Raw genomic sequence first — 21144 nt, forward strand, 5'->3', positions numbered from 1 at the left:
TCCTCCCTCGACTGTCCCCGGACCGGCCGGGGCGTTTTATCGGTTGTCCCAGTGGTCTCAGGGCGCCCCTGACCCGGAGCGCGTCTGACTGAAAGCCGGGAGGAGCACGTCCCCGGCGAGAAGGCGGGGGCCGCCGGGGCCCGGACCGTCCTCAGAAAGATTAAATGCGGAAGACGGTCGCCTGTACTCAGGAGGTTAGAGCAAGAATGCCGACCCACGGAAGTCAGCAGACCAGCCTCAAACTGGCTGCCTTCAGTCACGAAGGCTGGCAAGGTTAGATCCCAGACTCCGAAACTCGAGGGGAAACCAAAGGAAAGCAAGATCCCCAAAGTCAGGAACAAGCGGACCTACGAGAAGCGCTTCACCCTGAAGCGCAAGCCCGGCCAGAACTGGATCAGACAGTGACAGCGCAGGCTCTGGACAGGCTCCAGGAAGCCGCCTCGTACATAGCGGAGCTAGTCGCCAGGGGGACGGTCCGCACGAGGAGCGACCTGGAGAAGCTGAAGAAGAGGGCCGCGGCGGACTTCCAACTCGACAGGTACCCTTCGAATGCGGAGATCCTTGCCCACCTTCCGCCGGGGGACAGGGACCGGAGCGCGGGGCTCCTGCGCGTCCACCCGAGGCGCAGCGCCTCAGGCATCGTCGTCGTCACCGCCTTCTCGGCTCCCTTCTCCTGCCCCCACGGGACCTGCGTCTTCTGCCCCGGAGGGCCGCGGCAGGGGACCCCCCAGTCGTACCTGCCGCAGAGCCCGGGGATGCAGTCGGCGCTCGAGGTCCGGTTCGACCCGCGCCTGCAGGTCGAGAAGTCACTCGCCAAGTACGTCGCCAACGGCCATGCCGTGGGGAAAGTGGAGGCCATCATAGAGGGGGGGACGTTCATCGCGCTCGATCCGGGATACCAGACCGCGTTCGTGAAGGGGATCTACGACGGCCTCAACGGCGCGGTGTCCGGGACGCTCTCAGAGTCCCAGACCGCCAACGAGACGGCGGCCAGCAGGTGCGTGGGGCTGACCCTCGAGTCGAAGCCAGACTGGTGCAGACCGAGGGACGTGGACCTGATGCTCGGGCACGGGATCACGAGGGTCGAGATAGGGGTCCAGAGCCTGAGGCCTGAGGTGTTACTGCGCAGCAACCGCGGGCACACGGTCGAGGATGCGGCGAAGGCGTTCCAGGTCGCCCGGGACGCAGGGCTGAAGATCACGGCCCACATGATGCCCGGCCTCCCCGGAGCCACCCCTGACGGAGACCTCGAGGACCTCCGCAGGCTCTTCGATGACGAGGCCTTCCGCCCCGACATGTCAAAGCTCTACCCGACGCTTGTGGTCCCTGGGACGGCGCTGGCGAAGCAGTTCAGCGCGGGACTCTACAAACCGTATCCCTTTGAGACGGTGGTCGAACTCCTCAGCGACATGAAGGGCTTCGTCCCCCCCTGGCACAGGATCATGCGGATACAGAGAGAGATACCAGCCGCCGAAATAGAGGGCGGGGTGAAGGACGGGAACCTCAGGCAGCTCGTCCTGCAGAGGGCCAGGGAGAAGGGGATAACATGCCGGTGCATCAGGTGCAGAGAAGTCCTTCTGAGGGACCCGGAGGCGCTCGGCAGGGACGACTCCCTGACCTACAGGGAGGCTCGCTACACCGCCTCGGGCGGGGAGGAGGTCTTCGGGTCGTTCGAGTTCGAAAGGTCCGGGACCATCGCAGGCTTCGTCCGGATGAGGGCCCCTTCTCCCCTGGCCCATAGAACGGAGATGAGGGGGGGCGCGGTGGTTAGGGAGCTCAGGGTATACGGGGTGGTGGTGGGAATAGGGAAGAAGGAGGACGCCGCGTGGCAGCACAGGGGGATCGGCGCGTCCCTTTTGGAGCGCATGGAGGAAGCGGCGTCGTCAGAGTTCGGCGCCAGGAAGGTCCTCGTGATAAGCGCCGTGGGGACCAGAGGGTACTACCGGAGGCTCGGGTACGAAAGGGACGGCCCGTACATGGCGAAGGGCCTTCGCTAAACGATTTAAGACCGGAGAAGCGCGGGACTGTTCGCATGGGGGACCTTTCGGGCTACAAGGGGGGCGCCCTCCGCTTCCTGCAATCCGCCAAGGCCTCGATCGGTGACGTGCTCGAAGTCCAGACGAAATGGGGGGCGGTGACAGGCACCCTCGTCCCCAGGTATCTCTACGGCGACGGAGACCACGTCGTCCTCAAGCTGAAGTCAGGGTACAACGTCGGCCTCAGCCTCGACGGCCTCGGGAGGGCCGCCGTGAAGTCGAAGGGAGAGAAGCCCTCCTTCTCCCCGCCCCCGCCCCCGAAGTCTCCGGAGGGGCTCCCAAGGGTGGCGCTCCTCGGCACCGGAGGGACGATCGCCAGCAGGATCGACTACCGGACAGGGGCGGTGAAGCCTGCCGTGTCAGAGTCGGAGCTGCGCGCCCTCGTCCCGGAGCTCTCAGGCGCGGCGAGGGTCGAGGCCGAGGTGATGTTCGATATACTCAGCGAGAACGTGGCCCCGAGCCACTGGGCCAAGATGGCGAAGAGGGTGGCCAGGGCCGTGGATGAAGGGGTCGACGGGGTCGTAATCACCCACGGCACGGACACCCTGGGCTACACGGCGGCGGCGCTCAGCTTCGCCCTGGTGGGGATCCCTGTACCTGTAGTGCTCGTCGGCGCCCAGCGCTCGCCTGACAGGCCGTCGTCCGACGCCCCTCTGAACCTGGTCGCGGCGGTCTCGGTGGCAGGCACAGCGAAGTTCTCCGGCGTGTACGTCGCCATGCACCTCGGGGAGAGTGACGACAAGATCGCGTTCCACAGGGGGACCCGGGTCCGGAAGAACCACACCAGCAGGAGAGACGCCTTCGTCTCCGTGGGGGTCCCGCTTGCGGCCGTCTGGGGAAAGGGTGGGCTCGAGTACGTATCCGAAGGCCTGCCTCCGCGGGGAGGCTCCTTTAGGCCGAGGCCGGCTTTCGCCCCCGGCGCCGCGCTGCTGAAGTTCTACCCCTCGATGCCGCCGGAGGCCGTTAGGTCGGCCCGGCGGCTGGGCGCCCGGATCATAGTGGTGGAAGGGACGGGGCTGGGGCACGTGAGCGGGGAGGTCACGAAAGAGCTGGCACTCTTCGTGAAGTCCGGAGGGGTCGCCTGCATGACCTCGCAGTGCATCGGAGGCAGGGTCGACCTCAACGTCTACGAGACGGGGAGAGACCTCCTGCAGGCGGGGGTAGTCCCACTCCGCGACATGCTCCCCGAGACCGCCCTCGCCAAGGCGACGTGGGTCCTCGGGACCGGGGCAAAGGGGGAAAGGGCGAAGGAGATGATGCTGCACGACGTCGCCGGGGAGACCACGGCGCGGACCTTCCCTGGATAGGGGCTCAGGTTGACTGAAGAGCTTCTCGTAGGCCTGGAGATACACCAGCAGCTGGCCATCCCCACGAAGCTCTTCTGCGCCTGCCCTCCGGTGAAGTCCGAGGAGTTCCCGGGGAAGTTCGAGCGGAGGCTCCGTCCGGCACAGAGCGAGACGGGCCGCCTCGACCCCGCCGCCCTCTTCGAGTATTCCAAGGGGAAGTCCGACCTTTACTTCTGGAACCCCGAGTCGTCATGCCTCGTGGAGGCCGACGAGGAGCCCCCGCACCCCCTCAGCGCGGAGGGGCTGGATGCCGCCCTCCTGGTGGCCGCCACCCTGAATTCCAACTTCATAGACGAGGTGCACGTCATGCGGAAGATAGTGATTGACGGCTCGAACACCGGGGGGTTCCAGAGGACGGCGGTGGTGGGTCTGGGAGGCTCGTTCGACGTGGACGGGGAGAGGGTGGGGGTGCAGTCCGTCACCCTCGAGGAAGACGCCGCGAGGAACCTCGGAGAGGACGGCGGCTCCAGGCGCTTCGCCCTGGACAGGCTCGGCGTGGCCCTGGTCGAGATAGCGCTGGAGCCGGTCAGAGGGGACCCTGGGCGCGTCGGCGCCGTCGCGCTCCACCTGGGCCGCATGCTGAGGTCGACAGGGAAGGCGGCGAGAGGACTCGGGACCATCCGTCAGGACATGAACGTCTCCCTGGGAGGAGGGAGGGTCGTGGAGGTGAAGGGGGTCCAGAAGCTCAACCTGATCCCGAAGGTGGTGGGGTACGAGCGGAGGAGGCAGTCGATGCTGAGAGCGGTCGCGGCGGAGCTGAGGGCGAAGGGGGTGCGGAGGGTGCAGTGCAGGTCGATGGACGTGACGGCGGCGATGGCGAGGACGGCGTCTCCGGTCATCAGGGAGCTGGTCGCCCAGGGAGGGGTCGTGCATTGCATCTCAGCCCGAGGGCTCGCGGGGCTCCTGGGGTGGGAGCCGGAGCCGGGGGTGAGGCTCGGGAAAGAGCTCGCCGAAGTGGCCAGGGCGGGTTCGCTGGGAGGTGTCATACACTCCGACGAGTTCGAGAAGCAGGGGGTGACGGGCCCTGAGGCAGACGAGCTCAGGAACGTCATGGGGTGCGGCGCCGAGGACGGCCTCGTGCTCGTCGCCGGCCGTTCCGACAGCGTGGAGAGGGTCGTCCCCGTCCTGGTTTCCAGGCTGAAGGCGGCGACAGAGGGGGTCCCGGAAGAGACGAGGGCGCCGACCGACGCCGGCGAGACGAGGTACATGCGCCCGCGCCCAGGCTCACAGAGGATGTACCCTGAGACGGACATCCCGGACATCCCCATCCCGGGGCGCCTGAGGGCGCAGATGGCGAAGGCGGTCCCGGAAGATTGGAGATCGACGGTGAAGGCGCTCCAGAGCAGATACTCCCTGAGCTCGGACATGGCCCTGAAGGTCTACGACTCGGGCCTCGTGGCCGAGTTCGTGCGGGCGTGCGGAAAGCTCCGGCTCGAGCCATCGTTCGTAGCTTCGACCCTGGTCGACCTCCCGGCGAGACTGACGAGGGAAGGGGTCCCCGAATCGTCGTTCTCGCTTCCTGCGCTCATGGCTGCCCTCGAGGCGGTCGACGGCGGAAAGGCCGCGAAGGAGGCGGTCCCGGAGATCCTGCAGGGCGCCGGGGAAAAAGGGGTGTCAGTGGGTGAGCTGCTGGCGTCAACGGGGCGCGAAGTGCTCGACGAGGCCCGCGTGACGGGGGTGGTCGAGGCGGTCGTGTCACGGGAATCTGCGCTGATAGCGGAACGCGGGGATGCCGCGTTCTCCCCGCTCATGGGGGAGGTGATGAAAGAGCTCCGAGGGAAGGCTGACGGCTCGCTGGTCGCCAAGGTCCTGCGTCAGAAGGTTTCAGAGGCGGCCAAGAAGGCGGACAGGTCCCGATAGGACGCCGCGTCCCCCTTCTGCTAGGGGCCCCGGCCCGGTCTGCCTCCCCTCGCCAGACGAGTGCGTCAGTTCCCGCCCGAAACGTGCTTCCCCGACCTCGCAGCCTGAACCTACGCCGCTGGCTTCCGCCCTTTCTCTTCGAGCGCCCTTATCCTGGAGTCAACGAACTCGGCCTGCCCGGACAGGACCTTCCTGTACGCCTTCAGCAGCCTGGCCTGGTCTCCGGCGGTCGCGCCGTCGATGGTCTTCATGGACTTCATGAACGCCTTGTTGGCGGCGTCAACGGAGGCCCCGAGGGACTTCTGCACTACCGGCGCCGCCCTGTGGAGGGCCCTTTCCGTGGACTCCTGGGCCTTCTCTATGATCTCCCTCACCGACTTCAAGGTCTGCTTCGTCCTCGGTGACCCTCGGTCCTCGCTCACCGACACACCTTCCCTGCTGTACCGCGACTCATGCACGCATCTGTTTTCCAGCGATATATGATTCAACGCGTTAGAAACGTCTCGGCGCCCTCCGACGGCTCAGGGCGAGGCGCAGGCGGACGGCCCGTTGATAGCAGTCTTTATAGAAGCGCAGGAGCGCCTCTTACAACCTGGGGGCGTCCTGAATGTTAGCCATCCATACGCATCTGCTGTTCGGGACCACGGTCGGGTTCTTCGCCGTCATCGCCGTGGCGTCTGCGCTGGACCGCTTCGGCACCGCCATGTTCCGGAGGGGGGTCGCGATGCCGTTCTTCCTGGGGCGGCACCGCCTGCACCACAGGAGGGTCCTGTTCGTGGGGCTCCCTCTGGCTTATGTCGCTGTCGCTTCTCTGGTGCTCCTCGGCTTCGTGCAGATCGTATGGAGCCTGCTCTGGACCGGGCTCGCCGGAACGGTCCTCGTGTCCGTCGACTGCCTCATGGTCGACCTGACCATAGACTACGCCTGGAAGGGGAGGGGGTGGCGGTTCCTCAGGCACGAGTTCCTCTACTTCGCCGTCCCGGCGTACGCCTTCGCCGCGTTCCTCCGCTTCGCCATCTGACTGTGAAAGGTGCTCCCCTGGAATCGTAGAGGGGGCAGCCTTACACCCTCGGCAAGGACAGGTCCTGAGCGGTGGGACCGAGAACCAGCCCGTAGAAACTCACGTCCCACCACCTCCCGAACTTGAACCCCGCCTCCTTGAAGTCCCCCGCGTGCTCGAACCCCAGCCCTGTGTGGAGCCGGACGCTCGCCGGGTTGGGGGGCACGATACCGGCGATCACTGCGTGATAGCCAAGGCGACCGGCCCTGGCCAGGACCTCCCGCATCGCTGCCGTCCCCGCCCTGGCCCCCCTGCGCTCCCTGCGGACGTAGAAGGAGCTCTCGGCGGTGAGGGAGTAGGCAGGCCTGTCCCTGAAGGGGGAGAGAGGCGTATCCTGCCACCGAGCCTCTCGCTTCGACCACCACGATGGGGTGCCTCGCGGTGTGTCCCTCGAACCAGGCAGTCCGCTGTTCGAGGGTCTGAGGATGGATGCCGAAGGTCGCATGAGGGTTGACGACCGCCTCGTCGTAGATCTCCAGCAGCGCAGGGATGTCAACAGCTCTGGCATCCCTCACCTTCACCGCGGCTTCCGCGCTCGTTCTACCTGTAAAGCATCGGCACAGAGCTCAGTACGGCCGGACGTTGGCTCCCATAGGTCGAAGTAGAGGGAGCTCTCCGGATTCCCCAGGAGGCACGGGAGAGCCAGGGAAGCCCCCCGGGGGGAAGGTCCGGCGACGACGAGCACAGAGAAGGCAAAGGCATGGACGGGGAGGTGCAGAAGCCCGGAGCGGCGCTCGCTGGCCATCGGCTCAGGCTGAAGAAGGGGTGCGCCGCCGGAATCATCGCCTTCGGCCCCCGAAGAACCGGGAGAGCTCCATCGACTTCAGGGTGACCGCCCCGAATCCAAGCAGGGACAGGGAGAGGAAGTACTGCCCCACGAGGGACATCGGGACGGCGAGGAGGAGCGAGGCGACGGAGAGGGCCCCCTCCGCGAAGAGAACCCCGCTCCCCTCACCGGGCTGGGAGTCGGCCCTGGCCGCCTCCTTCCCTCCGGTCTTGGGGGTCCGGAAGAACGTCCCCTTGTCGCTGACCAGCCCCTTCAGGAACGCGATGGCCGAGATGGTGAACATCCCCGAAACGGTGTAAGAGAGGACCGGGAGGAGCCACAGGTTCCGGGGGGTGAGCATCTTCCGGATCCTCAGCGCGTTGGCCCCTGCGGCGTAGAAGACCACCGCGGGGACGGTCACAGCCACGACGTAGGCTGGGTTCGAGAAGAGGGAGCTCTGCGGGGAGACGAGCCTGAGGAAGACGGCCGAGGCCGTGAGGAGCGAGACCACTATCCAGCTGAGGCTTGCGAATGGGGAGAGGAGGGTGAGCAGGAGCCCCAGCTTCCTGAGCGGGTCCAGCTTCTTCGAGAAGAGGACCGTCCCCAGGTCGAGGCGCAGGCACTGGGACCACCCCTGGGCCACCCTGGCCGCCTGCCTCTTCCAGACCCTGAGGGACGAAGGGTCCTCGCTCAGGAGCTGGTCCCCGCTGAGGTACCCTCCTTTCAGCCCCGAGGCGAAGAGCCTGCAGGAGAGCTCCGCGTCTTCTGTGAGCATCCCCTCCTTCCAGAGCCCCACCTGACGGAGGGCGTCGGTCCTCGCGAGGACGAAACCTCCCTGCAGAGAATAGGGGAGCCCGAGCGGGGTGGACCCCATCTTCTGCAGCCCGTCGACCGTGTCCTGGAAGAGGGCGTAGGACCTCGTCACCAGGTTCGTCTCCCTGTTGTAGTGCCCCACCCTGAAGGACACGAAAGACAGGTCCCCCTTCGCCAGGGTCCTGACCCCGTCGGCGACGCTGCCCGAGGAGACCCTAGAGTCTGCGTCGAGGAGGAGCGTGTACTCCCCGGACACGCTCGCCATCGCGGCGTTCATCGCGCCTGCCTTGAACCCCTCCCTCCCCTTCCTCCTCGAGACCACGAAGCCGACCCCCTTGGCGCGCATCTCTGCTGCCGCCCCGTCGACCACCCCCGAAGTCTCGTCGTCAGAGTCGTCGGCGACCACTATCTGCAGCCTGTCCCGGGGGTAGTCGAGGGCGTCGAGGGCGGCCAGCGTCTCCCCCACGACGTCCCGCTCGTCGTAGACGGCGAGGAGGACGCTGAGCCGGGGGAGAGGAGTCAGGGGCACGGCCGTCGGCGGCGCCTTGTACGCGGCGCTCCCGGCGAAGAGGACGACGGTGTAAGCCGAGTAAGCGAACACAGGGACGCTGAACACGAGCACCGCGACCTCGACGACGAGGTCGAGCAAAGGCAAGTCGCGCCCGGCTGAGCCCGAGGCTATTTCTGGCTTGGCGGCCCTCCCGGCGTGGCAAGAGCCCTTCAACGCTTAAAGAGCCAAGGCCAGAGTCGGGGAAATCATGGATGAGAGCGCCAGGCGGATGTACCTCGTCGTCGCACTGGTGTCTCTGGCGATCATGGCGATCGTTGCCGTCTACGGCATAGTCGAGTCCCTGTACTTCACCGGGCAGCCGGTGGGGGAGACCTGGGTCAACGTCTACTTCCCGTTCACCCCCTACTTCGCCCAGCCCGTCACCTACTTCGCCGTCGCCTGCGTGGCCCTCTTCTACAGCGGGCTCAGGATAGGCGAAGAGAGGATCTCCAAGTGGCCCCACTGGCTGCTGATGACGATACAGCTCTTCGGGTTCATCGTGGCGTTCTCCGCGGCCTACGAGGTGATGTACAACTTCATGCTCTGGGGGTCGGCGTACACCTCCGCGTGTTCCACCAACCTCGCCAACCACATCCCCTGCAACCCCAACAACCTCTTCTCCACCTATCCGACTCCGTGGAACCTGGTCTTCGCCACCAGGTCGTTCTTCGCGCTCTTCGTGATAAGCGGGTACACGGTGTACTATCTGCGGAAGTTCTCCGACACCATCTAGCCGACGGTAGGGCGCGCCACGCCGGCGTAGAACAGGAAGACGTGCGCCACCGCGAAGACCGCGAACCCGGCCACCGGGACGGCGGCCACGGACGAGAAGGCCCCCCCGAGGAGGGGATACCAAGCGTAGACTTCGTACGCAGAGAAGACGAGCCCCATGGCAGCGGTCGAGACGGCCCAGGCGAACGTCAGCCTGGCGTCAGGCCGGAGCTTCAGCAGGGCGCCGCCGGCGAAGCAAGCGACCACCGGCCAGGCGGCGAGTACCGAGGCGCCGATGACGGCGACCACCAGCCACACCACGCCCATGGCGATGAAGAAGTAAGGCGCGTACCCCCTGATCAGGGCGCCGAGGTCGGGCATCTGAAAAGGCGGGCGTAAGTCTCGATATAAACCATGGCTTCATGTCGGGCGAGGTAGCCTTATCTGCCGAAAAGCCCGCGGTCGGACAGTTCTCCATGACCGCCCAGTCCCTGGCCACCTCCGCAAGCCTGGCAGCCAAGCTAGCGGGGCTGATGAGGCCGGCCGGCGAGATCGGGGAGTCTCTGCTCGCCTCCGCCACCTATGACGGCGACACCAGGAAGGCAGTCCTCAAGTTCTATGACCCGAAGGCGGGGAGGTTCTGGCTCTGGGAGGACAATACGGGACACAGGCCGTACTGCTTCACAAGGCTCCCGATGGAGGAGCTCGGGGCGATCAGGGCACGGAAGGACGTGGTGGCGATAACCGAGGAGGACAGGCTCGACCTGGTCAACGACACCACGGCCAGGCTGAGGAAGATTGTCACCACCGACCCCCTGGCGATAGGAGGGGGGAACGACAGCATACGGGACCAGATCAGGGCCTGGGAGGCGGACATCAAGTACTACGAAAACTACGCCTACGACCTGGGCCTCAGGATGGGGACCTACTACAGGGCCTCCCAGGGGAAGGTGGTCGCCGTGAGGCACGAGGTCACCGAGAGGGTCGCCCGGTCGCTCGAAGAGATCCTGAAGAAGAACCCTCCTGAGTTCACCCCCTACCTGAAGGAGTGGGCGGAGCTCCTCGGGGAGCCGCTTGTCGAGTTCAAGAGGGTGGCCCTCGACATAGAAGTGGACAACGAGCCCGGGAGGCTCCCGGACGTCGAGAACCCGAACAGGGAGGTCATCGCCGTTTCGTTCTACAGCGAGAGCGAGAAGCAGGTCTACCTGTTGAAGGGAGAGAGGAGCGCGGAGGGGCTGGACGGGGGACCCTTCGGGTTCCAGCTCTTCGAAAGGGAAGAGGACCTGCTCAGAGCGGTGCTCTCGAAGATCATGGACTACCCCGTCGTGGTCACGTTCAACGGCGACGACTTCGACCTCAGGTATCTGCGGCACAGGGCGGAGAAGCTCGGCGTCGGTGAGGACGAGGACCCCATCCAGCTCGAGCGGGTCGCCGCCTCGCTCAAGCACGGGATTCACGTGGACCTCTATCAGTTCTTCCGCAACAGGTCGATCCAGGTCTACGCTTTCGGCAACAGGTACACCGACCACACCCTCGGGGGGATCTCGGAGTCGTTAATCGGGAAGTCGAAGCTGGAGTTCGAGGGAGAGGTGGGCGCGCTCCCCCTGCTCAAGCTGGGGGAGTACTGCCTGAACGACTCGCAGCTCACGTTCGAGCTGACGTCCACGAGCGACTCCCTGGTGATGAAGCTCCTCCTCATGATCTCCAGGATCGGGAAGATGCCGATGAACGACGTCTCGAGGCTGGGCATCTCGAACTGGATACGGAGCATGCTCTTCTTCGAGCACCGAAGGATAGGCGCGCTGATCCCGAGGCAGGACGAGCTGTCCGAGAAGGGGGGAGCGTCCTCAAAGTCGGTCATAAAGGGGAAGAAGTACAAGGGGGGGCTGGTCATCGACCCGAAGCCCGGGGTCTACTTCGACGTGTCCGTCCTCGACTTCGCCAGCCTCTACCCCTCGTTGATGAAGGTGCACAACCTCTCCTACGAGACGGTCAACTGCCCCCACCCCGAGTGCAGGGCCAACAAGATACCGGACACTGATTCTTGGGAGTGCATCAGGAAGAAGGGGATCACCAGCCTCGTCATAGGGTCTCTCCGGGACCTGAGGGTCGGGCACTACAAGCAGCTCGCGAAGGACTCGACCCTTTCTAAGCAGGACAGGGAGCTCTACGGGGTGGTCTCGCAGAGCCTCAAGGTGTACCTTAACGGAGCCTACGGGAGCTTCGGGTTCGAGTCATTCGCGTTCTACTGCCTCCCGGTCGCGGAAGCGACCGCCGCCCTCGGCCGCGACGCCATCACCCGGACCATATCGAAGTGCAAGGAGCTGGGGGTCGACGTCCTTTACTCGGACACCGACTCGCTCTTCCTGCACAGCCCTTCGAAAGAGCAGGTGCTGACGATATCCCACTGGGCCGACAAGGACCTCGGGGTCGAGCTGGACCTGGACAAGGTCTACAGGTATGTGGCCTTCAGCAGTAGGAAGAAGAACTACTTCGGCGTCCTTCCCGACGGGACGGTGGACATAAAGGGACTGACGGGGAAAAAATCCGTCGATGGGGCGACGCCGATGCTGGCCAGGTTCGATGAGCGTGTGCAGCTTGTCACCGTCAGAGACGTCTTCAAGGCATTCAGGGGAGGCAGTGCTGTCGAAGTCCTGACCGTCGCAGACGGGCTCAACACTGCATGGGCAGGAATCTCCGACGCGACGCGGCACGACGTAGCCGACGTCTACAGGATGGAGACGAGCAAAGGAAGGGACCTGGTGCTTTCGGGAGACCATAGCGTGTACATAATGGACGCTTTCGGCCACCTCCATTGCAGGGCTACCAGGTCCCTCAAGAGGGGGGATGTCGTCGTCGGGGTTCAATATGTGCCTCCCCGGAACCCTTCAACGACGCTTCCCGTCCTGCGCTATCTTGTTACGCCCGTCAGAGTGAAGGAAGGGAGGGCATATTCCGGGAAAGCGCACGCTACATCGTCCACCCCAATCCCCATCGTGCTTCCCATGTGCGAGGAGCTAGCCACATTGCTCGGAATCTATGTGGCCGAAGGAAACACGAGCAGCGCCCCCGGGTCACGAAACAACTCCATCACCCAGAGCCGGCGCGCCAATCCGGAAGTCTGTTCTGCCATTGAAGCCTCTTGGAGGGCGCTTTTCCAGGTGCCCGCCAAGGTCTACCGGAGGGATGGAGGCGCCAACTCCTACTACCTGCCGAAGCTGCACGCGGAGCTCCTTGACCGGCTCTGCGGCGGCTCGAGCTCAACGAAGCACGTCCCGAGCGTTGTCCATGACGCCGACGGGGAATTTGTAGCCGCCTTTCTAAGGGGAGTCTTCTCCGGAGACGGCTATGGAGATGGGAAGAGGGTCAATATTGCATCTAAGAGCAGGACTCTTCTCGTTGGGCTGGGCTACCTCCTGGCCAGGTTTGACATTGATACCCGAATCAGGGTCATGCGTGTGAAGGGATCGGCTTACCACCAACTCAGTATACTCGGGCCTTCCAGCAGGGGAAGATTCTATGCTCATATCGGTTTCATGCAACCTCGCTTCAACCGCGGAGTGAAGTTCGGGCCCAGAAACAAAGAGCTGCTTCCTCTGAAGACGGACGGCTTGCTCTCCTTGAAAGGCGAGATCATGCGGCGAAAGGGACTCGCCAAGATGAGGGGGATCAGTATGCACGACTCTAGGTATTACAACCTGTCCATCCTAGACCGCTACAATTCGGTTCTGCGATCGTTGATGCAGGTAGCGGACACAGGTGAGAAGGCTCGGCTCGCCAAAATAGCGACGATGCTGAACGTGAAGGACGTCAGTTTCGACGAGATCGTCTCTGTCAAGAAGATTCCCGGTCGCAAGGCGATGTTCGACTTCTCGATCCCCACGTTCGAGCGGTTCGTAGCTGGCAACCTCCCTACGCTGTTGCACAACAGCCAGACCCCGGAGTACCTGAAGCGCGTCTTCTACAAAACCCTGGACATCCTGAGCGGGGTCAAGACCCCCGAGGACTTCGAGCGGGCCCGGACGGACACGAAGGGGCTCCTCACGACGATGCTGAACGAGCTCAAGGGGAAGAAGGTCCCCGTCATCGACCTCGCGTTCACTGTCATGATGGGGAAGCCCGCCGACAAGTACAGCGGGACCACCCCGCAGCACGTCAGGGCCGCGCTGCAGCTCCAGGAGAGGGGGAAGGAGGTCAAGGCGGGGGAGATGATCGCATACGTCAAGACGAAGACCCCCCCTTACGTCAAGCCCGCCGAGCTCGCTCGGTCCGACGAGATAGACCCCGACAAGTACATCGAGTACGCGCACTCCATGTTCGACCAGCTCCTCGACGCCCTGGACTTCTCCTTCGACGAGATCATGGGCGCCACGACGCTGGACCTGTTCTGGGGGAGTTAGCGCCGCGGGGGACGACGGAAGGGAGCCTCGGTCGCGAGCACGCCGTCCGGTGGCCGCCTTGGCGGGCTCGCACGTTTGAATAGCACCGGCGAAAGGGGCCGGAGAGATGCCCAGAAGGAAGCTGACGATAGGGCTCGTGCAGATGTCCATGGCGGAAGACAGGGGCTCCAACGTGCAGAAGGCGCTCGCCTACGTCGCCGAGGCGGCGAAGAAGGGGGCCGACGTGGTCTGCCTCCCCGAACTCTTCTCCATGCGCTACTTCCCTTCTTCCAGGCGGTCGGGGGCAGAACCCGAGCCCATCCCCGGGAAGACGAGCAGGGCGCTGGGGGAGTGCGCCAGGAAGAACCAGGTGGTCCTGGTCGGCGGTTCCATCTTCGAGGCCGCAGGCAACTCGAGCTTCAACACCTGCCTCGTCTTCGACCCGACGGGGAAGGTCTCGTCGAAGTACAGGAAGGTGCACATCCCGCAGGACGAGCACTACTACGAGCAAGACTACTTCGAGCCCGGAAAGAAGTACGCCGTCGCCAAGACCGCGGCCGGGAACCTCGGGACCCTCATCTGCTTCGACCAGTGGTACCCGGAGCCTGCGAGGGTCGAGAGGCTTATGGGGGCGGAGGTGATCTTCTACCCCACCGCCATAGGGTGGGTGAAGGGGATAGAGCCGGTCGAGGGGGACTGGAAGGATGCGTGGGAGTCGGTCCAGGTGGGGCACGCCGTGGCAAACAGCGTGGTCGTCTGCGCGGTCAACAGGGTGGGAAGGGAGGGGGACTCGAACTTCTGGGGCGGCTCCTTCGTCGCCGACCAGTTCGGGAAGGTCCTGCTTAGGGCCGACGACGACGAGGGGGTGCACACGGTCGACTGCGACTTGGGGCTCGGGAGGGTCGTCGAGGAAGGATGGGGGTTCATGAGAAACAGGAAGCCGTCTTCCTACAGGGCGATAGCGAAGTAGGGCATGGAACCGACCCCCGCATCGCTCGGCTTCAGGATGCCCGCCGAGTGGGAGAGGCACGACGCGACCTGGGTCTCTTGGCCCAAGGACCCGAACACCTTCCCGGCGCCTCTTCTCCCGAAGGTCGAGGAGGCCTACGTCAGGATGGTGGAGGCCCTCGGCGCGGCGGAAGAGGTCAGGGTCCTGGTCGACGACAGGAAGACGGAAGCCCGGGTGGCGGCGATGCTGAAGCACGGAGAGGACGTATCGTTCCACAGGATCAGGACGGTCGACGTCTGGACCAGGGACTACCTGCCGACATACGTCAGAAGCGAGGGGGTGGCGCTCGTGAAGTGGGACTTCAACGCATGGGGGAGGAAGTACGACGACCTCCTCCCTGACGACGGAGCCGGGACGAGGGTCGCAGAGTCCACCGGGCTGAAGGTCTTCAGGCCGAGGGTGGTCTTGGAAGGAGGGTCCATAGACTCGGACGGGGAAGGGACGGTGCTCACCACCGAGCAGTGCCTCCTCAACCCCAACAGGAACCCCACCCTGACGCGACGAGACGTCGAGGAGGTCCTCCGGGGCTACCTCGGGGCGAAGAGGGTGGTCTGGCTGAGGAGGGGGATAGAAGGGGACGACACGGACGGCCACGTAGACGACATCGCGAGGTTCGTGGGACCGAGGACGGTGGCAGCGGCCGTCGAAGCGAAGGAGTCCGACCCGAACCACGCCGCCCTTTCGGAGAACCTCTCGGCGCTGAGGGAGGCCAGGGGCGCAGGCGGAAGGGGGTTCGAGGTCGTCGAGATCCCCATGCCCCCGATGGTGGAGTCGGGGGACGGGAGGCTCCCCGCGAGCCACCTCAACTTCTACGTCGGGAACCGCTCCGTGGTCGTCCCCACCTTCGGAGGGAGGAGCGACAGGGCCGCCCTGAAGGCGCTGGAGGGCGCGTTCCCTACGAGGGAGGTGGTCGGGATTGACTGCAGGGCGCTAGTCTACGGGCTGGGGACCCTTCACTGCGTCACGCAGCAGGCGCCGTCCGCCAAGCTCAGCCCCTCACCTGTGCGACGCGGCCTCTGACTTCACGGTGGAGACGAAGTCTTCGACCTTCACCCCGAAGGTCTGCGCCCCGGCCCGGGTCCGTACCGCGACCGTCTTCGAGTCCTCCTCTTTCTTGCCGACCACCAGCATGTACGGGATCTTCTGGAGCTGGGCGTCCCTGATCTTGGCTCCCATGGTCCCGCTCGAGAAGTCCCCCTCGACCCTGACCCCTCCGGCGGCGAGCGCGCCGAGCACGCCCCGGGCGTACTCCAGGTGCTCGTCCGAGAGAGGGATGACCCTCGCCTGGACGGGGGAGAGCCAGACGGGGAGCGCGCCCTTGTAGTGCTCAAGCATTATCCCCATGAAGCGCTCGAGGGACCCCAGGATCGCCCTGTGGATGACCACCGGCGTGTGCTCCTTGCCGTCGGACGCCGTGTAGGCGAGCTTGAACCGCTTCGGCATCTGCAGATCGAACTGGAATGTCCCGCACTGCCACTCCCTTCCGAGGGAGTCTTTGACGTCCACGTCTATCTTGGGTGAGTAGAAGTTCCCCTCCTTCTCCTTGACTTCGTACTTCCATCCGCGAGACTCCACGGCACGGGTCAAGGCGCTCGTCGCCCGCTCCCACTCCTCGTCGCTCCCCATGGAGTCGTCGGGCCTCGTCGATATCTTCACCTTGTACGCGAGCCCGAAGACGCCGTAGACCCTCTCCATGAGGTCGAGGAGCTTTGCCACCTCCCCTTCGGCCTGCTCCTCCGTGCAGATGATGTGTGCGTCGTCCTGCGATAGGGACTTCACCCTGAAGAGCCCGCTCGCTACGCCGCTCAGCTCGTTCCTGTAGAGGGGGTCGAAGGCCGCGTACCTGACCGGGAGCTCGCGAAAACTCCATTTCCTCGTCTTGTAAATCAGGAAGTGGGAGGGGCAGTTCATCGGCTTCATCCCCATCTCCTCGTTCCCCAGCGAGGTGAGGAACATGTTGTCCTTGTAGTGGGCGCTGTGCCCGCTGACCTGCCAGAGCGCGGTGTTCGCGAGCGCCGGGGTGCTCACCTCCTGGTACCCGTCCTTCGCATACTCCTGCCTGAGGAACCCGACCAGGGCGTCCCTGAGCGCCAGCCCCTTCTGATGGAGGTACACCATCCCGGGGGAGACCTCCTGGAAGCTGAAAAGGTCGAGGCGTTCTCCGATGACCCTGTGGTCCGACTCCGGGAGGTTCGCGTACTCGCTCCTCTTCAGCCTGGCCATCGCCTCCGCGTCGGTCAGCTCCCTCCTCGCCTTCAGCTTCGGGGCCTGCGCTGGCCCGCCGTGGCTGTAGCTCCTGGACATCTCAGCCAGCGGGTGGCCTTTGACCTTGACCTGCAGCGCCTTCGTCCAACCGAAGGGCGCCCTGCTGACCTCCAGTCCCGACTCCTTCGCCGCCTTCTCCATCCCCAGGAGGAGGGAAAGCGCCTCGTCAGGCGGGGCGAGGTCCTGGCTGAGGTGCGCGAACGGGTACAGCATCAGTCGCTTCGTCCCCAGCTTCGACAGGAACTCCTTCGCTTCGGCCACCGCCTTCCCGGTGAGCGCGGCGTCGTCCCCCGACTCGAACGCCGTGAACAGCACCACGAGGTCCTCCTCTCTTACGGTCCGGGGGTCGACGTCCTCGGCTCCCTTGATCTCCCTCTTTACCGGGGTGTATTCTATGAAGTCGACGTGCATCTGCAGGATCTTCAAGGCGCCGCTACCATCTCGAACGCTCGAGGGACCTGGACTTCCTGGTCGCCTTCTTCCAGGCCTTGTAATGTTCCCTGCAGAGATAGACCCGGTGGCCTTCCCCTCCGGCGGTCAGACCGCTCCCGGCCATGTCTTCCTTGCTCAAGGACCTCTCGGCCTGGTTCTTGCACCCGGAGACCCTGCAGGCGACTCCCTTGTCGACCCTTCCCAACGGATATCAACCCCGGCTCCTTTTAGTTAATATAAAAACCGGGCCCACCCCTGCGACATGCTTGACAGGATGAGGGGGCGCCTGGGGTCATTGCTCTCCTCCGTGGGGGGGTGGTTCTCGCGGCTCGAGGGGTCCCCCACCGCCTGGACCGGGGTCGGGCTCGTCCTGTCGCTGCTGGCCGCCTACTCCTATGGCAGCGGCGGGTACAGGGGGGAGGCGCTGGCCGGGGTCCTGGTGCTCGTGTCCGGATGGTTCGACATCGTCGACGGCGCCGTCGCCCGGGTCACCGGGAGGACGTCCACGCGCGGGGCGTTCCTCGACTCGACCCTCGACAGGGTGGCTGAAGTTGCGCTCTTCGCAGGGATACTGGTCGGCGGCTACGCGGACCCGGTCTGGGTCCTCCTGGCTCTTTCGTTCAGCCTGCTGGTGAGCTACACCCGGGCGAAGGGGGACGCCCTGGGGGTGAAGCTGGCGGGGGTCGGGATAGGAGAGAGGAGCGAGAGGCTCCTGATACTCTCGGTCACGTCCCTCCTGGGGGTGGTGCAGTGGGGGGTCCTGATTGTGCTGGCCGTCGCGCTCTTCACCTTCCTGGAGAGGAGCTTCACAGCCGCCAGGGCCCTCGGCGGGGAGCAGGAACCGAAGGATATTTCTACGCAACATGCGGCCGCCCCCCCTTAGGATTTGGTCGACAAGCCGGGGAGGCGGAAGAGGCGGGAGGTCCCGTGGGCGAAGATAGTCGCGGTGGCTCTTGTCGTCCTCATCGCGGGGGCGGTCGCGTGGGAGGTCTACTGGAACTACATCTACGAGGTCCCGCCCGCATACGCCGAGATAGGGACGAGCCAGGGGGACATCTACGTCCAGCTCTTCACCAACTGCGCCCCGAAGACCGTGGCGAACTTCGAGAACCTCTCGAGCACAGGGTTCTACGACAACCTCGTGTTCCACAGGATCGTACCGGGGTTCGTGATACAGACAGGCGACCCCAACACCAGGGGCGCTGTCAACAGCACCCGCTCGACCTGGGGGCAGGGCGGGTCGCCCCAGACCGTCCCTCTGGAGGTGTCCAGGTGCCCCACCCTCACCAACGCGGCGGGGTACGTCGCCATGGCCAGGGAAGGGAACACGACCTATGGGTTCAACACCGGGTCCTCGCAGTTCTACATCGTCCTGGACAACCAGACCCAGCCCACGCTCTCCCAGCTGGACGGGTACTACACCATCTTCGGGAAGGTCGTCTCCGGGATGAACGCGGTCTGCGCGTTGGCCAACAAGAACACCGACCCCACCTACGGGTCCACGGTCCCCTCGACTTCCTACCTCGTGTCTCAGCCCATCTACCCGCAGCGCGCGATGATGTACAACGTGACCATCATACCTGCGTCAGAGGCGCCGGCCTCTGTGCCGATACAGCAGTGCTGAATGCGGACGGCGCCGCAGCGGGAGAAGCCGTGCGCATTGGGCGGGAGCAGCCTTCGCGCCTGACGGACGACCTGGAACGGCCCTACCAGGAGCGCCGTTCGCTCTTGGCCCTGACCTTCACGATGCCGTAGTGCACAGCGCAGGAGACGCAGTAGTAAGCGACCTGCGTGGGGCTCGCGATGTATGCGCCGGCGGCCCTGAGCTCTCGGGCGAGTGTCGGCTCGACCAGGCTCGTCCTCTTAGTGACCTTCTTCGCCTTGTCTCGAGGGACGGCGGCTCCGCAGTTGCTGCAGTAGATGAGGTCGCTGTGCCCCTTTCCTCCCTTGGCACGTCCGCGGCTCTTTCTCTTCTTCGACAAAGGGAACTTTGCGTCCTCGCCCCGAGTCTCCCTTTAAACATATACCGCGACGCGCAGGCGAGACGGACGGCTGACTGGGGCGTCGGGGCCGAGAAAACAATCCGTCGCCATCAGGCGAGCCTTTAAATCAGGTCGAAAGCGGAGCATGACGCACTTCTTGTCCAAACCCTCGGTCTGGATTCGGGAAGCAACGGGCGTTGTGAAGAACGTTAACCCACTTACCATGTTTTGGGCCAACATGGGGGAGATCGGCTTCGGCGGAGGGTTCCTGTTCCTCAACATCATATTTGCGTCGTTCATCAGCTCGATCCCCGGAGGGTCGAACCCAGAGGACGTCATCCCCGCGGTGGGGGTGTTCACCATCGCCGTCCTCTTCGAGGCATACATCTTCTATCACATCACCCACAGCGTGGGGAGGACCGGCGGGGACTACGTCTGGCTGAGCAGGATAGTGAACCCCTCGTTCGCCGGGTTCCTGATGCTCGGGTTCGTCTTCACCGGGATTCCTTTCATCGGCGTGGACCTGTTCTTCCTCTTCTCTACGATGGCTCCCTCCTTCGCCACCCTCGGACAGGTGACGAACAACGCGGGGCTCTCGACGGCCGCGACGGCGCTGAACTTCTACGGCGGGGCCTTCAACGCCCCTGAGGCCATCGCGATAGGGCTGGCCATAATCGCGATCATCACGGTCATCGACATCTTCAGGCCCTCCCTCGGGTTCAAGGTCCTGGCAGGCTTCGTCGCCCTGGGGACCCTGGCGGCGCTGGCGATGGCCGCCCTCTTCCTGATGGCGGGCCCGTCGGGGGTCCAGTCGTCGCTGAACTCCTACCTCGGGACCTACGGGCTCTACTACTTCAACGGGACGGGTTATAGCGCCGCTACGAGCGTCAACCAGCTTGCGACGCTCCCGGCTCTCGGGGGAGGGGTGCCTTCGTTCTCCTGGATGGGGGCCTTCCTGCTGCTCCCGTTCGTCGCGATTTACATGCCTTGGATCAACAACGTGGCTGCCTTCGGCGGGGAGCTGAAGAGCATCAAGAAGAGCGCGATGTACGCGACCTTCGCCGTAGTCCTCGCCAGCGGTGTCCTCCTGCTCCTCTTCAACCAGCTCTACATCTCGTACGTCGGCGGCCCCGCGGTGACCTTCGGGCTGGCGCAGACGTCGTCGACCATGCTGAGCGTCGCGACTATGATATCCGGGAACAACGCCGCCCTCGGCTGGTTCATGAACCTCGGGTTCTCCCTCTGGTTCCTTGCGGCCATCGCCCAGACCATCCTCGTGATATCCAGGTACCTCCTCAGTATGGGGTTCGACAGGTTCATCCCCACGTGGTTCGCGAACGTCAGCAACAGGTTCCACTCTCCGGTCAACGGGCTCGTCTTCCCCGCCGTGATCGCCGGCGTCGTGACCATCTTCGTGATGTACTATTCGTTCATCTCCGCCTTCACCACGACGGGGCTGGGGACTATGTACTTCGCCTGCATCGGCCTCACCGCGATCTACTACGCCTACAACAGAAGGGCGCAGCTGAAAGGGACGGCCACCGCGCTCATCATCTCAGGGGTCGTAGTCCTGGCGTTCTTCGCCGTCCTTACGGCGGAGTTCTTCGTCTACCCGTACTTCGGGGTAAGCATAGGCAACCTCGGGGCGGCGATATCGGCAGGGATGAATTACTACAACCCGGCCGGAGTCCAGCAGATATACGGAGGCCTCCCGTGGCTCATCATAATCTTCGGGTTCTGGATCGTAGGGGCGTTCTGGTACACGATAAGGAAGCGGTACCTGAAGAGCAAAGGGATAGACCTCTCGGTCACCTACAAGGAGATCCCGCCGGAATAAGCCGGGCGGGGAACAGCGAAGACGTAGTCAGCAAGAAAGCGCGGGCGCAAGCTTGCAGGCTCCTTCCGCCGGTCTCCTCGACTTCGGCTCGGTGCGGG

16 protein-coding genes and 2 pseudogenes are annotated in these 21144 nt (G+C 64.6%); 11 read left to right on the forward strand and 7 right to left on the reverse strand.

The annotated features are described in order from the left end of the window. Nucleotides 1–246: 246 nt before the first annotated feature. From JRN21_03630 to gatE, 4 genes are read left to right on the forward strand one after another with little or no spacing between them, the layout of a single operon-like run. Nucleotides 247–405 carry a 30S ribosomal protein S30e gene (locus JRN21_03630; protein MDG6988398.1) on the forward strand — a complete coding sequence of 53 codons (159 nt, stop codon included), beginning with the start codon at nucleotides 247–249 and terminating at the stop codon, nucleotides 403–405. After that, entirely contained in the window at nucleotides 402–1997 is a 1596-nt protein-coding gene (locus tag JRN21_03635) for a tRNA uridine(34) 5-carboxymethylaminomethyl modification radical SAM/GNAT enzyme Elp3 (protein MDG6988399.1), read from the forward strand. Before JRN21_03630 ends, JRN21_03635 begins: the two co-directional genes overlap by 4 nt. Before the next feature lie 35 nt (nucleotides 1998–2032). Then, nucleotides 2033–3343 carry a Glu-tRNA(Gln) amidotransferase subunit GatD gene (gene gatD, locus JRN21_03640; GenBank protein MDG6988400.1) on the forward strand — a complete coding sequence of 437 codons (1311 nt, stop codon included), beginning with the start codon at nucleotides 2033–2035 and terminating at the stop codon, nucleotides 3341–3343. A 9-nt stretch (nucleotides 3344–3352) separates the two neighbouring features. Next, a complete protein-coding gene (gene gatE, locus JRN21_03645) occupies nucleotides 3353–5242 on the forward strand; it encodes a Glu-tRNA(Gln) amidotransferase subunit GatE (GenBank protein ID MDG6988401.1) in 1890 nt (629 codons plus the stop codon). Between the two features lie 110 nt (nucleotides 5243–5352). Here the strand turns inward: gatE and JRN21_03650 are convergent, their stop codons facing one another. Further along, a complete protein-coding gene (locus tag JRN21_03650) occupies nucleotides 5353–5700 on the reverse strand; it encodes a hypothetical protein (GenBank protein ID MDG6988402.1) in 348 nt (115 codons plus the stop codon). A gap of 149 nt (nucleotides 5701–5849) precedes the next feature. On the opposite strand from JRN21_03650, the gene JRN21_03655 reads away from it, so the two are divergent. Continuing rightward, entirely contained in the window at nucleotides 5850–6263 is a 414-nt protein-coding gene (locus JRN21_03655) for a hypothetical protein (GenBank protein ID MDG6988403.1), read from the forward strand. Between the two features lie 40 nt (nucleotides 6264–6303). Here JRN21_03655 and JRN21_03660 read toward each other — a convergent pair. Next, a pseudogene (locus tag JRN21_03660) lies at nucleotides 6304–6823 on the reverse strand (N-acetyltransferase). A 258-nt stretch (nucleotides 6824–7081) separates the two neighbouring features. Beyond that, nucleotides 7082–8536: a glycosyltransferase gene (locus JRN21_03665; protein ID MDG6988404.1), complete on the reverse strand. Its 1455-nt coding sequence runs from the start codon at nucleotides 8534–8536 to the stop codon at nucleotides 7082–7084. A 103-nt stretch (nucleotides 8537–8639) separates the two neighbouring features. Between JRN21_03665 and JRN21_03670 the strand changes: the two genes are divergently transcribed. Beyond that, a complete protein-coding gene (locus JRN21_03670; protein MDG6988405.1) occupies nucleotides 8640–9164 on the forward strand; it encodes a hypothetical protein in 525 nt (174 codons plus the stop codon). Here the strand turns inward: JRN21_03670 and JRN21_03675 are convergent. Next, nucleotides 9161–9523: a hypothetical protein gene (locus JRN21_03675; GenBank protein ID MDG6988406.1), complete on the reverse strand. Its 363-nt coding sequence runs from the start codon at nucleotides 9521–9523 to the stop codon at nucleotides 9161–9163. The two genes, JRN21_03670 and JRN21_03675, sit on opposite strands and share 4 nt — an antisense overlap. Nucleotides 9524–9618: 95 nt before the next feature. On the opposite strand from JRN21_03675, the gene JRN21_03680 reads away from it, so the two are divergent. Both JRN21_03680 and JRN21_03685 read left to right on the forward strand, forming a co-directional pair. After that, nucleotides 9619–13542: a DNA-directed DNA polymerase I gene (locus JRN21_03680; protein MDG6988407.1), complete on the forward strand. Its 3924-nt coding sequence runs from the start codon at nucleotides 9619–9621 to the stop codon at nucleotides 13540–13542. Between the two features lie 106 nt (nucleotides 13543–13648). Next, nucleotides 13649–15550 (forward strand): annotated as a pseudogene (locus JRN21_03685) (agmatine deiminase family protein). Here JRN21_03685 and thrS read toward each other — a convergent pair. Beyond that, complete coding sequence (thrS, locus tag JRN21_03690) at nucleotides 15527–17221, reverse strand: threonine--tRNA ligase (protein ID MDG6988408.1); 1695 nt, start codon at nucleotides 17219–17221, stop codon at nucleotides 15527–15529. The pseudogene JRN21_03685 and the gene thrS overlap by 24 nt on opposite strands. A gap of 7 nt (nucleotides 17222–17228) precedes the next feature. Next, the gene (locus JRN21_03695) at nucleotides 17229–17432 is read right to left on the reverse strand and encodes a hypothetical protein (protein ID MDG6988409.1); all 204 of its coding nucleotides are present in this window, start codon (nucleotides 17430–17432) and stop codon (nucleotides 17229–17231) included. A gap of 57 nt (nucleotides 17433–17489) precedes the next feature. Here JRN21_03695 and JRN21_03700 point away from each other — a divergent pair, with 57 nt between their 5' ends. Further along, nucleotides 17490–18110: a CDP-alcohol phosphatidyltransferase family protein gene (locus JRN21_03700; GenBank protein MDG6988410.1), complete on the forward strand. Its 621-nt coding sequence runs from the start codon at nucleotides 17490–17492 to the stop codon at nucleotides 18108–18110. 120 nt (nucleotides 18111–18230) lie between these two features. Then, nucleotides 18231–18851: a peptidylprolyl isomerase gene (locus JRN21_03705; GenBank protein MDG6988411.1), complete on the forward strand. Its 621-nt coding sequence runs from the start codon at nucleotides 18231–18233 to the stop codon at nucleotides 18849–18851. 82 nt (nucleotides 18852–18933) lie between these two features. Here JRN21_03705 and JRN21_03710 read toward each other — a convergent pair whose 3' ends face one another. After that, nucleotides 18934–19209 carry a 30S ribosomal protein S26e gene (locus tag JRN21_03710; protein ID MDG6988412.1) on the reverse strand — a complete coding sequence of 92 codons (276 nt, stop codon included), beginning with the start codon at nucleotides 19207–19209 and terminating at the stop codon, nucleotides 18934–18936. A 157-nt stretch (nucleotides 19210–19366) separates the two neighbouring features. On the opposite strand from JRN21_03710, the gene JRN21_03715 reads away from it, so the two are divergent. After that, entirely contained in the window at nucleotides 19367–21046 is a 1680-nt protein-coding gene (locus JRN21_03715; GenBank protein ID MDG6988413.1) for an APC family permease, read from the forward strand. Nucleotides 21047–21144 lie beyond the last annotated feature (98 nt).

It is taken from the genome of Nitrososphaerota archaeon, assembly GCA_029785825.1.
In the GTDB taxonomy this organism is placed as follows: domain Archaea; phylum Thermoproteota; class Nitrososphaeria; order Nitrososphaerales; family Gagatemarchaeaceae; genus UBA183.

Coding starts and splice junctions, on each gene's coding strand:
- JRN21_03675 (MDG6988406.1), bottom strand. CDS start 9,523: ATGCCCGACCTCGGCGCCCTGATCAGGGGGTACGCGCCTTACTTCTTC.
- JRN21_03700 (MDG6988410.1), top strand. CDS start 17,490: ATGCTTGACAGGATGAGGGGGCGCCTGGGGTCATTGCTCTCCTCCGTG.
- JRN21_03655 (MDG6988403.1), top strand. CDS start 5,850: ATGTTAGCCATCCATACGCATCTGCTGTTCGGGACCACGGTCGGGTTC.
- JRN21_03670 (MDG6988405.1), top strand. CDS start 8,640: ATGGATGAGAGCGCCAGGCGGATGTACCTCGTCGTCGCACTGGTGTCT.
- JRN21_03680 (MDG6988407.1), top strand. CDS start 9,619: ATGACCGCCCAGTCCCTGGCCACCTCCGCAAGCCTGGCAGCCAAGCTA.
- gatD (MDG6988400.1), top strand. CDS start 2,033: ATGGGGGACCTTTCGGGCTACAAGGGGGGCGCCCTCCGCTTCCTGCAA.